At 62.6% G+C, this 15565-nt stretch carries 16 protein-coding genes; all 16 read right to left on the bottom strand.

Annotation, left to right across the window (positions count from 1 at the left end; translation table 11 throughout):
• Position 1: 1 nt before the first annotated feature.
• On the bottom strand, positions 2 to 484 hold the full coding sequence (gene mreD / locus FCL40_RS01290) for a rod shape-determining protein MreD (RefSeq protein WP_267873490.1): 483 nt from the start codon (positions 482 to 484) through the stop codon (positions 2 to 4).
• Entirely contained in the window at positions 477 to 1325 is an 849-nt protein-coding gene (mreC, locus tag FCL40_RS01285; RefSeq protein ID WP_136850569.1) for a rod shape-determining protein MreC, read from the bottom strand. Before mreC ends, mreD begins: the two co-directional genes overlap by 8 nt.
• A gap of 17 nt (positions 1326 to 1342) precedes the next feature.
• The gene (locus tag FCL40_RS01280; RefSeq protein WP_136850567.1) at positions 1343 to 2383 is read right to left on the bottom strand and encodes a rod shape-determining protein; all 1041 of its coding nucleotides are present in this window, start codon (positions 2381 to 2383) and stop codon (positions 1343 to 1345) included.
• Positions 2384 to 2578: 195 nt separating this feature from the next.
• The gene (locus tag FCL40_RS01275) at positions 2579 to 6238 is read right to left on the bottom strand and encodes a DUF6701 domain-containing protein (RefSeq protein WP_136850565.1); all 3660 of its coding nucleotides are present in this window, start codon (positions 6236 to 6238) and stop codon (positions 2579 to 2581) included.
• A gap of 28 nt (positions 6239 to 6266) precedes the next feature.
• A complete protein-coding gene (locus tag FCL40_RS01270) occupies positions 6267 to 6698 on the bottom strand; it encodes a pilus assembly PilX family protein (protein WP_136850563.1) in 432 nt (143 codons plus the stop codon).
• On the bottom strand, positions 6688 to 7458 hold the full coding sequence (locus FCL40_RS01265) for a prepilin-type N-terminal cleavage/methylation domain-containing protein (RefSeq protein WP_136850561.1): 771 nt from the start codon (positions 7456 to 7458) through the stop codon (positions 6688 to 6690). The genes FCL40_RS01270 and FCL40_RS01265 overlap by 11 nt, the downstream gene beginning before the upstream one ends.
• Positions 7458 to 7943, bottom strand: a complete 486-nt coding sequence (locus tag FCL40_RS01260) for a type II secretion system protein (protein ID WP_136850559.1) — start codon at positions 7941 to 7943, stop codon at positions 7458 to 7460. Before FCL40_RS01260 ends, FCL40_RS01265 begins: the two co-directional genes overlap by 1 nt.
• Positions 7933 to 8415 (bottom strand): pilus assembly FimT family protein, encoded by a 483-nt coding sequence (locus tag FCL40_RS01255; RefSeq protein WP_136850557.1) that lies wholly within the window; start codon positions 8413 to 8415, stop codon positions 7933 to 7935. The genes FCL40_RS01260 and FCL40_RS01255 overlap by 11 nt, the downstream gene beginning before the upstream one ends.
• A 22-nt stretch (positions 8416 to 8437) precedes the next feature.
• Positions 8438 to 8914: a type II secretion system protein gene (locus FCL40_RS18855; protein WP_136850555.1), complete on the bottom strand. Its 477-nt coding sequence runs from the start codon at positions 8912 to 8914 to the stop codon at positions 8438 to 8440.
• Between the two features lie 63 nt (positions 8915 to 8977).
• Entirely contained in the window at positions 8978 to 9502 is a 525-nt protein-coding gene (locus tag FCL40_RS18850) for a type II secretion system protein (protein WP_136850553.1), read from the bottom strand.
• A 32-nt stretch (positions 9503 to 9534) separates the two neighbouring features.
• Positions 9535 to 10125, bottom strand: a complete 591-nt coding sequence (locus tag FCL40_RS01240) for a prepilin-type N-terminal cleavage/methylation domain-containing protein (RefSeq protein WP_136850551.1) — start codon at positions 10123 to 10125, stop codon at positions 9535 to 9537.
• Between the two features lie 100 nt (positions 10126 to 10225).
• Positions 10226 to 10702 carry a hypothetical protein gene (locus FCL40_RS01235; RefSeq protein ID WP_136850549.1) on the bottom strand — a complete coding sequence of 159 codons (477 nt, stop codon included), beginning with the start codon at positions 10700 to 10702 and terminating at the stop codon, positions 10226 to 10228.
• Positions 10702 to 11922, bottom strand: coding sequence for a type II secretion system F family protein (locus tag FCL40_RS01230; protein ID WP_136850547.1), 1221 nt, complete (start codon positions 11920 to 11922; stop codon positions 10702 to 10704). The genes FCL40_RS01235 and FCL40_RS01230 overlap by 1 nt, the downstream gene beginning before the upstream one ends.
• A 1-nt stretch (position 11923) precedes the next feature.
• A complete protein-coding gene (locus FCL40_RS01225; RefSeq protein ID WP_136850545.1) occupies positions 11924 to 13678 on the bottom strand; it encodes a GspE/PulE family protein in 1755 nt (584 codons plus the stop codon).
• Positions 13675 to 14649 (bottom strand): tetratricopeptide repeat protein, encoded by a 975-nt coding sequence (locus FCL40_RS01220; protein ID WP_136850543.1) that lies wholly within the window; start codon positions 14647 to 14649, stop codon positions 13675 to 13677. The genes FCL40_RS01225 and FCL40_RS01220 overlap by 4 nt, the downstream gene beginning before the upstream one ends.
• Complete coding sequence (locus FCL40_RS01215; RefSeq protein ID WP_136850541.1) at positions 14646 to 15563, bottom strand: ExeA family protein; 918 nt, start codon at positions 15561 to 15563, stop codon at positions 14646 to 14648. Before FCL40_RS01215 ends, FCL40_RS01220 begins: the two co-directional genes overlap by 4 nt.
• Between the last annotated feature and the right edge of the window lie 2 nt (positions 15564 to 15565).

Below are 15565 nucleotides of genomic sequence, written 5' to 3'. Positions count from 1 at the left end.
ACTATTTTACCTTGTAATGACGGCGGGTTCGCCTGAGCAACCAGAACACCCAGGGCCACAGCAGGGGGGTAAATGCCACCGGTTTCAGGTATTCCCAGGAGAGCTGAACACCGCTATGAAGATATTCAGCCCAGAATACCAGAAGATGGCTGAGCAGGCTCAGCATGGCGACCACGCCCATCTGCTGAATCCAGGCAAAGTGGCGCAGCTTCTGATACTGCAGGGCGACCAGGTAGATCACCACAGACAGCGCCAGGGAGCGCACCCCCAGGGTGGCCCCCAGCAGCACGTCCAACAGCAGGCCCACCAGGAACGCGGTCAGAATGCCCGCACGGTGCGGCAGGGCCAGAGTCCAGTAGGCCAGCACCAACAGCACCCAGTCCGGGCGCCAGGCTGCCACCACTTGGGGAAGGGGCATGATCTGCAGGAACAGGGCAATCAGGATGGTGATCCAGATGATGCCGTAGCGTTGTGGCTTATCCACCCGTCACCTCCCGGGGCGATATCCTGTGTACTTCGTTCTGCCACAGCAGCAACAGGTAGCGAATTCTATCCAGGTGGGCCACGGGCTCGGCACTGACCTGTGCCCAGGTCATCCCCTCATCCCGCACCACCTGGGTGACCGTGGCCACCGGGTAACCTTCAGGGAACCGCTGACCCAGCCCGGAAGAGATCAGCAGGTCGCCCACGCGGATGTCGGTGCTCATGGGCACGTTCACCAACTCCAGCTGATCCAGCTTACCGCTGCCATGGGCAACGGCACGCACATCATTGCGGGCGACCCGAACCGGAATGGCGTGGGTAAAGTCGGCAATCAGCAGCACCCGGGCGGTGGACTGGGCCACCTCGGTCACCTGCCCCACCACACCGGAATCGTCCAGCACCGGCTGCCCCACGTAGACCCCTTCATTGATGCCCTTGTCGATCAGAATCTGGCTCTTGAACGGATCCCTGTCCACGTACATCACCTCGGCCACCATTCGACGGGCGTCTTTACGTGTTGGGGATTGCAGCAGGGCACGCAGGCGGTCGTTCTCCTCCTGAAGGTTGGCCATCTTCAGCAACTGCTCGCTCATCAGCAACTGACGCTGCCGCAAACGCTCATTCTCACGGAGAAGCTCGGCGCGGGAGGAGAGGTTGGTGGAGAGCCCATCCAGTACCTGGGCCGGCAAGTTGGCCAAGTACTGCAACGGACTCACCAGGGTGGCCATGGTCGAGCGCAACGGCAACAGCCTGTCGTTGGCCAGGATCAGGGCGAGAGAAAGCAATACCGCCATAAACAGGCGGTATTGCACAGACGCACCACGGTTAAAGAAAGGTTTCATTCAGCGGAGGCCGCCAACTACTCTTCGGCGAAGAGATCACCGCCGTGGATATCGATCATCTCCAGAGCCTTACCACCGCCCAGGGCAACGCAGGTCAGGGGCTCGTCGGCGATCACCACCGGGATGCCGGTCTCCTCCTGCAGCAGGTGGTCCAGGTCACGCAGCATGGCGCCACCGCCGGTGAGTACCATGCCGCGCTCGGAGATGTCGGAGGCCAGCTCCGGCGGAGACTGCTCCAGGGCGGTCATCACCGCACTGACGATACCGGACAGGGGCTCCTGCAGGGCTTCCAGGATCTCGTTGCTGTTCAGGGTGAAGCTGCGTGGCACACCCTCGGCCAGGTTGCGGCCGCGCACCTCGATCTCGCGCACCTCGTCACCCGGGTAGGCGGAGCCGATCTCGTGCTTGATGCGCTCTGCGGTGGCTTCACCAATCAGGCTGCCGTAGTTGCGGCGCACATAGTTGATGATCGCTTCATCGAACTTGTCCCCGCCGACACGGGCGGAGGCGGAGTAGACCACGCCGTTCAGGGAGATGATCGCCACCTCGGTGGTACCACCACCGATGTCCACCACCATGGACCCGGTAGCCTCGGACACCGGCAGGCCGGCACCGATGGCGGCGGCCATGGGTTCGTCGATCAGGTAGACCTCCCGGGCACCGGCACCCAGGGCGGATTCGCGGATGGCCCGGCGCTCAACCTGGGTGGATCCGCAAGGAACGCAGATCAATACCCGCGGGCTGGGACGGAAAAAACCGCTGTCATGCACCTGCTTGATGAAGTACTGCAGCATCTTTTCGCACACCATAAAGTCGGCGATAACACCGTCTTTCATGGGGCGGATCGCCTTGATGTTGCCTGGGGTACGCCCCAGCATACGCTTAGCTGCACTACCAACGGCGGCAACGCTCTTGGCGTTGGGCCCCTCCTGACGAATGGCCACCACGGATGGCTCGTTCAGGACGATACCCTGATCCTTCACATAGATCAGAGTGTTGGCGGTACCTAAATCGATAGATAGGTCGTTGGAGAAGACCCCACGAAGCTTTTTGAACATGTACCAGCCCTGTATGCAAAACGGTAAGAAATGCGAAAATCAGCTAACTTTACCAACGCCCCCACCAATCCACAACCCGCTTTACCACTGGAGTTGCTGGTTATTTCACAGTGTCGAAAAAACGACTTGCTCCATTTTTCCGACACCTGCCTGCAACGCCGGCCGTTAATGCGTCATTTGAACGTCTTTCTGTCCTCAGAACAGCTCTCGACGATAGATCACCTTGTCATGGCCACGGAACCGGCCCAGGGTGACCTCTGCGGTGGGGTTCTTCAGCACCGAGGGCTGATCGCCGTCCCAGTACCATTGCAGCCAGAGGGGCGCCGCAGTGGCCGCCTCAGGGAAGCTGCAGCTTCCCTGGCTGTTGAAGGGGTGCTCCAGATGATACTCCAGGGTCAGTGGCGATGTGGTCACCGCACCGGTGCCATTGATGGCCAGGCGGTCAAACACCCCTTGCTGGGAGTAGGCCTGACCGGAGGTGGTTGGCAGCGGATTCAGGGAGCCCGTCAGGGTCACCCGACCGGAAGTGGCGGGGGATCCGGCATTAAGAACCCGGCCGTCGCCAAAGAAGGCGGTGTCCAGCAGGTTAGTGGCAAACTGCCGGCCGTTGTAGTACTCCAGGGTCAGCGGCATCGACACCGCCTGGCTTTCGCTGCCGTAGGCACTGGCCAGGACCGCCCGGCCATAGCGCAGCTGCGGTCCCTGAATGTACCCCAGGGAGCTGCCGCCGATGAGGGTGCCGAACTGGGTCTGCTCACAACTGCCCCACTGCCCCAGACAGAGCTGATCAGCGGCGACGCTGAAGGCGCTGGCGGGCAGGATCAGGGTCGTTTGGCTGCCGCCGATGACGGTTCCAAGGGGCGCTACCGCCGAAGCCGGCCTGCTGAAGCGGATCCAATCCTTGCTGACGCCGAAGCGGCGGCTGCCGTCGAGATCCCCGTCGTCCGCCACGGTAACCGCAATGCCGCCGGGCTCCTCCACCGAGACCGCCGCACTCTGGGTGCCATAGCGCCTGGATGCCATGGGGTTGGGCAGATTCCAGAATTCACTGTCGAAGTTATGCGTAACCCTGCCGTCGATGGCGTGGCCGGCGACGGTCACCACCGGCGGGCTCGAATAGGCCACCGGCTGCCCCAGGTAGCTGAAGTCGTTGCAGTAGGCTTCCAACCTGGTGTCCGAGGTCTGTGCCGACAGGTAGGCGGGGGTCACCCGACCGATGTTGGCGCTGCTGACCTGGCTCCTAGGCAGCTGGTGCCCCAAGTAGTCGATGTCATTCTTGGGCACAAACCGGAACACCCCGACCTCGTCCAGCACCCGCGCCACGCTGCCGGCGCCATTGCTGCCGATCACCGCACTGCCGCTGACATCGTCGGGCAGGTCTGCACTGTTGTGGCCGCCACTGGGCGCCACCAGCTCAGGCTCAAGATCGATACCGGGGTGGCGGAAGTTGCGGGTCCTGGGGTTATTACCATAGTTGCCATCGTCGTTGGCCACCCAACAGTGGGCGGTCACATCCACCTCCACCGAGCTGCCGGCCTTCATAAAGGGAGCACAGCTGGCATCACCGGCGGTGCACAGGGCGTCACCGGCGCTGATGTGCAGTCCCGCCGGCAGCCAATCGATATCCGCCTCGCCGAACAGGGTCGCCTGCCCCTCTCCGGGACCACCATTGATGGAGGCCCTCACCCTCAGCTTGCCTGCCTCGTCGTAACGGATCGGCAGACTGTCAGTACCATCGATCTCGAAGTTCATCTGCCGGCTCAGAGTCGTGCCGGCAGCCAGAGGCTGACCGTCGAGGCTCAGCGGCTGAGCCACCTGGGGAAACTCTGGCGCCTTATAGGCAAAGCTGAAGCTGATCACTTCGTCGCCACCGGCCACCGGCAGGCATTGACGCGGGTCGTTGGAGCTGGTATCGACCATAGTGACCACGAGACGATCACCAGTCTTGCAGGAGGTCAGGAAGTTGGAATCGGTGCTCAGCAGCAGGCCGCTGGGATTGAAAGAGATCAGGCAGTCGGTATCTCCACCGCTGCTGAGACAGAAGCTGTCGTGGGAGCTCACACCAACGGTGATACCAGTGCTGTCTTGGGCGCCGGATTGTCTCAGCAACACACGATCGCCATGCAGTACCTGCAGGGTGGAGCCTGATTCACCTGTGCGCAGGTTTTCCCAAGTCACCGGCTGGTCGGCGGTCAGGGTCACTACATAGGTGTTGTCGGTATCGAAGGCGGTGCAGTTGCTGTTGGTACAGATATCCACCACCACCTCGGCACCGACGCAACTGATGGCGCTATCCGGATGGCGTAGACGAACTCTCGGTAGGCTGGCCATGGTCGGGGCCTCGATGGCGAGATAACTGAAGTACTCCCCCATGTGCTCCCGGTCAGCGTCAAACTGCCAATCCTCATCGACCGCCACGTTGAACTTGGTGTCACTCACGAAGCAGGCCCGCGCCCAGCCACCATCGGCCCCCTCCCGGGTTCGCTTGTTGGAGAAGAAGTAGGGAGGCGCCGGGAAGGTGGCACTGAAGCTGTAGTTGGCGTTGTTCCCGCATTGGAATGAAAGGGGCCGCGCAATGGGGGCGGTGACACTATTAAAGATATGATTGGTAAGGTGATTACCCGCCTCGACTCGTAACAGCTCACCGTTGATCAGCACCTCTGCCGATCCCTCGATGGCCAGCCAGGCCAGGGTTTCATCTTGCTCAAACAGATTGATCACCTCGCTGCCTTCCAGGCCCAGATGGACCCCCGAGGTATAGGCCAGTTCGCTGCGGGCGGTGTAGAAGGGGGCGGTGAAGCCCAGGTTTCTATAGCTCTGCAACTCGGCGAGGACGGCCAGATCGACACCGAAGCCATTGCGAAACTCAACCCAATCAGACTGGTCTTGGTAGCAGGGGCTGAACCAGGTGTCGCTGGAGTTCCTGCCCTTGTAATCGCAGGTTTCAATGGTGCCGGCTTCAAGGACAACTCTGGTGGTGCCGTTCAGGTCCTGAAACGACTGTACTCCCTCGGTCACCACCAGAAAATCGACGCTGTCGATGCCGTGGCTGCTGCCGCCATCTGGGCCCCAACTGGTGATGGTGGCACTGCGATTGTTGATGGAGGCGATCCGCACCGATGCGGGCGGTTGACCAGGGAGATTCTCGCGGTCGATGGGAGGCATCAGGAACAGCAGCGGCACCCTGGTGCCGGTGTAGCCCGGAAACTGGATGGTTGCCGTGCCGCCACTCAGATTCACCCTGCCAAAGTGAATGTATGGGGGCTCCGGAGTCTCCCCACCGTCATTCGAGGATCCTTCGGTGGGCTCACATCGCTCCCAGTCGGAATCCAGGGCACTGCCATCAGGCTTGGCGCAAATATTCTCCAGGCTACCGTTCTTAAACACGTCGGTGGCAACGCTGTCATCGACAATCCAGATCTGCTTGTTCTTGATGCTGTTGACGTTATTGGAGGAGCGCACGTAGTGCACCACGCTATTATTTGAGCCTTCCGGGCTCGGCGGTGCCGTCACCATCACCTCGATATGGTTCGGATGGAGCGTGAATCCATGAAATACCCTGAAGGCATTGGCCTGACAGCTGTTGTTGCGGCAATCAAGCACTACCGGTGGCCCCTGGATGCCATTGCTGGCCCACTGAATCTGCCAACCGCTGGAATCGGTGATGGTCTCCCGGAAAAACACCTCAATATAACCCTCATCGATATTGATCTCGTTGATCATCACCTTGAGGCTCTCCGTGGGATGGGCATCCATATCGATGTAACTCTGAGAGGCCGCCTGCACCTGCAGTGCGATACCCAGCAGGGCCAGCAGCAACCCCCAGGTCGATGCCACCGTTGTCAGTCGAGCCATAAATTTGCTCCCCATAACCACGGCCATCCTAATCGAATGCCTGGGACTCGAAGGATCGGCTGACCACCAGCCCTCCGGAACCACAGCTGGCGTCGGCGCGAATGATAAAGCGGTTGTGCACCAGTTCCTCCAGGGTAAAGGCGGTGTGGGCGCAGCTCAGCTGCACCCGGCAGCCGCCCAGTCCCGCTCCGGCGGGCAGACCCGCTCCGCCACTGAGGGTGGTGGCCGCAGCGCCGCAGGCGGCGGCAGCGGTGACGCCGCCCCGGTTCAATACCCGGGCCAGGCCCCACTCCAGCCCCGCCTGGCCGGCGGCCCAGGCTCGGGTGCCGTTGACCTCCAGCACCATCTGGTCATCCTGGCTGTCGAGGATGCGCACCAGTGCCGTCCCCAGCAGCAGCATCACCACCAGAATAAACAGGGCGATGATCAGACTGGCGCCCCGTTGTTGGTCAGGGGACATTCTCAACTTGCACCTCCTGAGCAAAACGCTGAGTCTGGCCCGCCTCCGCCAGCCAGAACTGCAGCTTCACCACGCTGTTGCGCGCCAGGCTCGGCGGCTCCAGGAGAAAGGGGCACTGCTGGTTGTCGCGGTTACCGGGAACGCAGCCGGCGAGATTGTTCTGAAACCCCTCCCCCATCAGGCTGGTCCGGCCGTTGGCGCTGCGGCTGAGGTTGCCGTCAGCGGTCAGGCAGTAGCGAATCTGGCCTCCGGGGACGAAGAAGCGCTTGCCCACGGAAAAGTCACCGGGCCGCAAAGTCCGGTCCAGGGTCAGTTCGCAGACGCCGGCATCACAGCTGGAGCCGCCACTTTTGACCCTGGGGATGGTCGTCGGCACCTTGTAACCGTCGAGAATCACAAACTCCGACCCCTCCAGGCAGGGGGCGTCGCTGCAGCTCTCGGGCATAAACACCGAGACCTTGGAGGAATCATTGTGCAGCGGCGCCTCGATAAAGTGGCCGCTGCTGAGGATGGGACGGAAGCTGACGCACTGGCCGCCACCGCTGGCGCCGACCACTACGCTGCCCGGCAGGGCATCACGCAGCTCGCGGGAGAGTCGCTGCACTCCGAAACGGTACTGGCTGATCGACGCCGACCACCCCTGGCTGTCCACATAGATGCGGGTGGCGTAGGTCACGAAGCTGGAAACGCCGATAGCCACGATGCTCAGCAGCAGCAGGGTGACCAGCAGTTCCACCAGGGTAAAGCCGCGGCTGCCCATCAGTAGTTCCCCCGGACCAGCTGGAACGGGTAGCGGCTGCCGTCCGGCGCCACCGCGGTAATGGTGATGATTTTGGCCCCGCCGGGCCAGTCGGTGCTGCCCACGGCGGCGGTGCAGCTCACATCCACCTCCAGTTGGAAACGGTCGTAGGCGCTGCTGCCCAACAGGGCGGCGGCGTTGCCGCGGTAGCCGTTGTAGTCCTCGACGAAGGACCAGCGGGTGGGTTCGTCGCCCGCGGTCACCTTGCTGCAGTTCAGGGACGTTACCGCGCCACCGCCGCTGGGGGTGGCCTGATCGAAGCGCCGCCCCATCAGCTCCCCCATCACCGCCTGCCCCAACTGGGCGGCCCGCACCTGGTAGAGGCTGTGGGCAGCCCGCTCCGCCTGGGGAAACACCAGGGTCGCCAGCATCACCAGGGCGATGGCCAGCACCACCATCCCCACCACCAGCTCCAGAAGGGTGAACCCGCGATCATCAGCAGCCATGGATATACCCCTCGGGTTCGATGCACACCGCCAGGGTCTCCGAGCCGGTCAGGGTCAGGCGGCACGGGGCGCCGGCGGCCAAACAGGTTGGCCAGCGTCCGCGGTTATCCAGGGTGATCGAGAAACTGCGATTGCCGTTGAAGGTCAGGCCGACGCCGTCATTCAGACAGACGCCATTGGTCACCCTGTCGCCGGAATCGCAGCTCTCCTGGCGCGCCAGACGGGCGGGGGTGCCGCAGCCGGCATCAAGCCAGAAGCCATGGGAGGCCACGTTCAGGGAGCAGTTCTGCCGGGCCAGGGAGAGCTGTTGCAGGTAGGAGAGTTCGGCGAGGAGCTGGTCCCGGGTGGCTCGGACCGCAAACTGGTCGGCCCCCAGAAACCGGGACAGGGCGACAACCGACAGGGTGGTGACCAGCAGGATGGTGGTCACCAGCTCAATCAGGGTAAAACCGCGCTCTTGTCGCCCCGCCATTTAGTTACCGTTAGAAGACGATTTAACAATCGTCCCCTTTAACTTCAACCGTGGGAGTACCACCACTGGCAGCTTCCTTATAGGTGACATAGCACTCTTTATCGCCTGTGGTGCCAGGGTCAAAATCAAAGGGGCGGATAATGGCATCAACGCCCTCTGGCTTCTTGGTGACATCGATGGCCCACTCTTTGTCTGTATCGATATCCAGCACGGCTTCCAGATCGGCCTTAGTGGCCTTGGGGTAGCCATACACCAGGTTGACATCGGTACCGTTAATCTTCACCGTGCCAATAGGCTTACCCTCTTCACCTGCGATAGCCGCCTTGGCGTAGATCAGGGAGTTGGCCCCCTGTACCGAGGCCTTCATCCCGTCCAGGGTGGCCTTGCGGGCATCGTTCTGCAGGTTGATAAACTTCGGCGCGGCGGTCACGGCCAGGATACCCAGCACAATAATCACCACCACCAGTTCAATCAGTGTAAAGCCGGATTGTCTTTGCATAGTTGTGTCCCTTAAAGAGTCTTGCCGGGGAGCCTGAGGCACCCCAATTATTTATTGTTTGGCTTAGCAGCCGCCTTTTACGACGATGTAGCTAGCTGGGGTGACCACCTTGGTTGTAGCGTCTTGAGACGCTTGGGTGTAGATCAACTGGCAGGCGTCATCATCGGCATCGGTAGCGGTCGGCTTGGCCGTCACGTTCTTAGGGGTGACGTACAGCTTACCTGCATTCGCGTCAGCACCTTCGGTGAAGGTCCACTCGGCACCATCCAGCTCGGCCACAGCCTTAACCGCAGTCTCGGTAGCAGGAACCGCACCATAGATAGGCAGCACAGAGATATCTTCGTTCACGGCATTACAGCCACCGGTAGTTACACCGGTGCAATCATCACCCTCAACACCGTTCACCGCCGCCTTGGCGTACACTAGGGCGTTAGCGCCCTGAAGGGAGCCCTTGGCGCCATTGAGGGTGGCGGTGCGGGCATCGGTCTGCAGATCGATAAACTTGGGGGCGGCGGTCACCGCCAGGATGCCCAGAACGATGATCACGATCACCAGTTCAATCAGGGTAAAACCACGTTGTGCTTTCATAATCTTAATTCCGTACTGGTTACGACAAATTTTTAGTTGGAGAAGGTGACCACCTGGCCGCTACCAGGCTCATAGGTAAACCCTTTACCCACATCGGTACGCAGGGTCTGGTTAGTGGTGCCATTGCCCTCGAGTTGCAGGGTTCCCACCTGGGTGTAGATACACAGGTCGGTGTTGTCATAGAGGTTGCTACCATTGGTGCCGATTACCGCTCCGCCGTTACCCTTGAGGACGTCTACCGCGTAACGCACATCAGACAGGTTGGCGCTGGACAGCGCCGCCGGCGGCGGGCTTTGCAGAACGTCGTTGAAGAGGCTCAGGCAATCATCGGCGACCATGGCGTTTGGCTTGCGGCCGTTGGTGCCGGCGGGGTAACCAAACTCATTCACAGAGACCCTCTTTCCATCCAGAATCACCCTGTTGTCAGGGCGCCCCTCCACCTCCCACTGGGCACGGGTAATGCCCACCGCGGAGGCCAAGCCTCCGGCGACCCCTTCGGAGGCGGCGTCCTCGGCCTGCTCGGTAATATCGATAAAGCGGGGAAGCGCCACGGCGGCCAACAGACCCAACACCACGACCACAATCACCAACTCAATCAGAGAGAAACCGGCTTGTCTCTTCATGTCACGCCTCCTTCCATCGCTCAGACTACAGCAGTATGAACCCAAAAAAATTTTACCCTTTGGGCTTAAAAAACAAAATCTTATGCATCAAGAGTGGCAATTATCCGCCACCCGACAACAAAATGACGCTTCCTGTGGCCGAATCATACCTTAGAAACGGCTGTGACTGGAAACTGACCCGGCAACTATTGCGATCTCCGTTGACAGAAAAGTCACCGTCAGACAGCTCCCGACCCATCATCAACGTCCACCAGCGACTGCAGTCGTTGCCCGGTTCCGGCCAGCCGCGATCATTGACCCTCAGCATCACCCGCCGGGACGCCCCATCTGGACCCGCCCCCGGCACGGACCAGGAAATCCGTTGTGGCCTGCCCTGTTGCATCCAGCTGACCCGGGCCAGGTTGACGCTGGTCACCACCCGGCCCTGAACGATGCGGGCCACACTCCGGTCCAGCTCCGACGCCTGCCGGTTCCACAGGCGCAGCAGCAGGAGCACCACCCCCAACATTACCGCCAGGGTCAGCAACTGGGAAAAATCACGCTTTAGGCGCAACTCCACCCACTGTTGCAGATTCACTAGCGTCCGCCCTGGTAGGCACTGAACATGTCCCACATGGGCAGATACACCCCCAGCGCCAGCACCATCACCATGGCGGCGACAATCGCCAGCAGAATCGGCTCGATCTTGGCGGTGAGGGTCTTGAGGTCGTAATCCACCTCCCGCTCGTAGTATTCGGCGGCATCGTCCAGCAGTTCGTCGATGCGTCCGGTCTCCTCCCCCACCGCCAGCATCTGCAGCACCAGCGGAGTGAACAGTTGGGACTGGGTCGCGGTGCGGGTAATGGTCTCGCCCCCCTCGATGCCGCGACGCATCTCCACGATGCGGTCATGCATGAAGCGGTTATCCACCGCATCCGCCACCAGGGAGAGAGACTGGTTCACCGGCACCCCGCCCCGCAGCATCATCGACAGGCTGCGGGCGAAGCGGGCCAGGGTCGCCCGGTCCAGGATGGTGCCGGCTATGGGCATCCTCAGCTTGAAGCGATCGAAGCTTAGTCGTCCCCTGTCGGTGTTGAGCCACATCCGCCAGCCGACCAGTGACCCCACCAGGCCCACCAGCATCAGCGGCCAGTAGCTCAGGAAGAACTCCGAGGTTCCAATGAGGATCCGGGTCGGTAGCGGCAGCTCTGCCCCGAATTTGGCAAACATCTTGGCAAACTCGGGGATGACAAAGATGTTCAGCACCACCAGGGCCAGGACGATGGAGGCCAGCACCATGGTGGGGTAGCGCAGGGCGGTGTTGATCCGGCGCTTGGTGTCCTGCTCCATCTCCAGGTGCTGGGACAGGCGCTCAAACGCCTGATCCAGCTGGCCGGTGTTCTCCCCCACGTGCACCATGGCCACGTACAGCTCACTGAAGGCATGGGGATGCTGGTTCATGGCCGACGACAGCGAGTAGCCCGAGGTCAGTTGGGTTGCCACTTCCCTGAGGGCTTCCGCCAGCACCGGGCAGTGACTCGACTCCGCCAGGCCGGTAATGGCCCGCAGCAGTGGGATGCCGGAGCGGGTCAGGGAGAGCATCTGGCGGGTGAACATCTGCAGGTCCGCCATCTTCACCTTGCGCCGGAACAGCAGCTTGAGATCGATACTGCGGGTTTCCCGCCTGGGCTCGATGCTCAGGGGCACGATGGCGCGGCGCATCAACTGATCGGCGGCGGCACTCTCGTTGACCGCCTCCAGCACCCCCTCCACCTGAGCCCCGCTGCCGTCGCGTCCCTGATAGTGAAACTGAGCCATATCAGTCTCTCATCTCCCGGGCACGGTCGATCAGCGGAGACGCCAGTTCACTGACGTCCTCCGCCAGGCGCATGGCATCCTCGATACTGGTGATCCCCTGGACGGCATATTCCAGGGCACTGTCCACCAGGGGACGGAACTGGCCGCTGCGGCGCACCGCCTTGGCAAACTCATCCGGGCAGCCCCGGCGCAGCGCCTCCACCATGGGCTCATCCAGCTCCAGCATCTCGAACACCCCGATACGGCCACGGTAGCCGGTATGGTTGCAGTACTGGCAACCCCGGCCCTGGCGGTACGCCAGGCTCTCATGGGCCAGCTGCGGCTGGATATAGCGCAGCCAGGCCAGCTGCGACGGGGTTGGCTTGTGGGCCTCGCCACAGCGGGGGCAGATGCGGCGCACCAGCCGCTGGGCGAGGATCGCCCGCAGGGCGCTGGCCACCAGGTAGGGCGCGGCCCCCATGTCGATCAAACGCAGCGTCGAGGTGATGGCGTCGTTGGTGTGCAGGGTCGACAGCACCAGGTGACCGGTGATGGCGCCACGAAGGCCGATCTCCGCCGTCTCCCGGTCGCGCATCTCCCCCACCATGATGATGTCCGGATCCTGGCGCAACGTGGTGCGCAGCACCTCGGAGAAGCCCAGGCCGATCTTGGGGTTCACCTGCACCTGATTGATGCGGCGCAGCCGGTATTCCACCGGATCCTCCACGGTGATGATCTTGGTGTTGGGCTTGTTCAGCTCATTCAGCGCCGCATACAGGGTGGTGGTCTTGCCCGAGCCCGTGGGCCCGGTCACCAGGATCATCCCGTGGGGCCGGTTGATCTGGTGCCTCAGGCGGGCGATGATCTCTTTCGGCATGCCGGTCTGTTCCAGCTCCAGCAGGCCGGCGGACTGGTCCAGCAGACGCATCACCACCGACTCGCCGAACTGCACCGGCATGGTGGACACCCGCACATCCAGCTGGTGCTTGCCCACCTCGAAGTGGAAGCGGCCATCCTGGGGAATCCGTTTCTCGGAGATGTCCAGGCTGGCCATCAGCTTGATCCGCAGCACCAGGGCGCTGGCGATGCCGTACTCGGTCAGCACCGTCTCCTGCAGCTGGCCATCCACCCGCTGGCGAATCCTCAGTTCCTTGTCGCCGGGCTCGATGTGGATATCCGAGGCGCGGATGCGGATGGCATCCTCGAAGATGGAGTTGAGCAGCCGCACCACGGTGGCGTCGTTATCGGCGTCCTTGGCGGTGATGCTGGCCAGATCGAACGCCTGCTCCTGCTGGTGCTCCTGCTGCAACTCACCGGCGATGGAGGCGATACGATCGGTCTGGCGGTAGAGGCTGTCGATCCCCTCGAACAGCTGGCTCTCGGTCACCAGTGCCAGCTCCAGGCGCCGGGGGGCCAGCATGGGTACGATGGCGTCATAGGCCGCCAGATCCGCCGGGTCGCTCATGGCCACCGTGGCCTGGCTGTCATCGGCGTCGATCACCAGCGCCCGGAAGCGGCGGGCGTGCATCTCCGGCAACAGCTTGACCGCATTGGGATCGAGTCGCCGGGCGCTGATGTCCACGAAGGGCACGTTCAGCTGGCGCGACAGGAAGGAGAGCAGCTGCTCCTCGGCGATGAAGCCGAGATCGATCAGGGTCCGCCCCAGCTTGCGGCCACCGCTGCGCTGCGCCGTCAATGCCTGGGTCAGCTGCTCCTCGGAGAGGATCTCCTGGCTGACCAGCAAGTCACCCAATCGCTGTTTTAACTGAGGTTTCATCCTGCATCTCCAAGCTGCAGCAGCCGCTGCTCAATGTAGTCTCTGGCACTGATCGACAGGGTGCCGGTGGCCAGCGCCCGGCGGTAGGCGTTGACCGCCTCACCGTAGTGACCCAGGCGATCCAGGCTGTGGGCCAGCCCCAGCCACCATCGGCCCTGGTCGGCCTCGGCCCTGGCCAGGGCCCGATAGTCGTTGGCCGCCAGGGTCAGCATCGACAGCTCCCTGGCCAGCTCGGCCCGCCGGGCCAGGCCGGACAGTGGCAGCGCCCTCTGATTCAGTTGCCCAAGCCACAGGCTGGCCTGCTCCCGGGCGCCTGAGGCCAGGGCCACCTCTGCCGCCGTCAGCGGGTAGTCCACCTCCCCAGGCCAGCGGCGGCTGGCTTGGGCCAGCAACACCAGGGACTGACCCGGGTCCGCCTCCGCCAGCCGCTGCGCCAGCAGCAGCCGGGCCGGGTGGAGGGACTCGTCCAGGGCCAGGGCCTGGCGCAGCCCATCCAGGCCGCCCTCCTCCTTGGCCTGCAGGTAGAGGGCCTGCGCCTGCTGCCGGGGCGTCAACTTGGCCGGGGCCACCACCATCCTCGGCGGCGCAGGTTCAGCCGGCTCGGCCTGTGGCGTCTCGGCGGTGGTCACCTCCTCAGGCTGCGCCTCCCGACGCTCCTCAGCCGCCGTCTCCGACGGCACCGAGGGCAGAGCCACGACTCCCGTCGGGCCAGTGGCCTCTGCCTGGCCCGCTGCCGGCACTGCCCCAATCTCAGTGCCGGCCAGTTTGGCGTTCAGCGATCCCTGCAGCCTGGGCCAGAGACCGGCCCAGATAAACAGGGTCAGTGCCAGGCTGGCCGTCAGGATCGGCCACCACCAGTTGTGTGTCGCCTGCGGCTTCTGCAGCGGTGCGGCCGACGCCAGATTGGGCTGCAGGATTCGCTGACGCTGCTGCTGATCCAGGTCCTTAAGCATCTTGTTGATGACACTCATAGGAACCTCTCCAGGTAGATAGTCAGGGCCAGGCCAGTAGCGGCCAGGGAGAGCATCCCCAGCGACAACACCATCAGCAGGTTCTCCCGCCACCAGGGCGGCAACGACTGAGCCGACTCGGTATCGACTACCGCCGCGCGGAGCATCTCGTTACTCACCCGCTCCCTCACCCCGGCGCCGTAGGCCAGCATCAAGGTCTTGTGACAGAGCACGTTCAGCAGCCGCGGCACCCCGCCAGACGCCCGGTGCAGCCAGTTCATCTGCTGCCAGCTGAACAGCGGCTTGCCCTGGTAGCCCGCCACCGCCAGACGATGTTCCACATAGCCACAGCTCTCCTCCAGGGTCAGGCGCCGAAGCCGGTAGCTGAAAGTGATCCGCTGACGCAGCTGACGAAACTGGCTCTGGGCCAGGCGCTGCTCCAGCTCTGGCTGGCCAAACAGTACCACCTGCAGCAGCTTGGCGTACTCGGTTTCCAGGTTGGTGAACAGCCGCAGCGCCTCCAGGCTGTCATCGGGCAGGGCCTGGGCCTCGTCCAGCAGCAGCACCACTCGTTTACCCTGACCGGCCAATGCCAGCAGCCGGCGGCTGATCGCCTCGGTCAGGTGGTGTTGGTCCCCCTTGGGGGCGATCCCCAGTTCGGCCGCCACCGCCTGCCGCAGCTCATCGGCCTTGAGGTAGGGGTTGGGCAGGTAGGCCACCTGGTAGTGGTCACCCAGCTCATTGAGCATCTTTCGGCACAGCAGCGTCTTGCCGGTGCCCACCTCACCGGTCACCTTGATGAACCCCTCACCCGCCGCCAGGGCGGTATGCAGAACCTGCAGCGCCTCAACATGAGGCGCTATCTGCATAAAAAACTGAGTATTCGGGGTCAGCGAGAAGGGAAGCTCACGCAAACCAAAGTGATACAGATACATAG

The sequence above is a fragment of the Ferrimonas sediminicola genome (assembly GCF_005116715.1).
Lineage (GTDB): Bacteria > Pseudomonadota > Gammaproteobacteria > Enterobacterales > Shewanellaceae > Ferrimonas > Ferrimonas sediminicola.
Note: the sequence above shows the minus strand (reverse complement) of the source record. Positions and strands in the feature narration are given on the sequence as shown.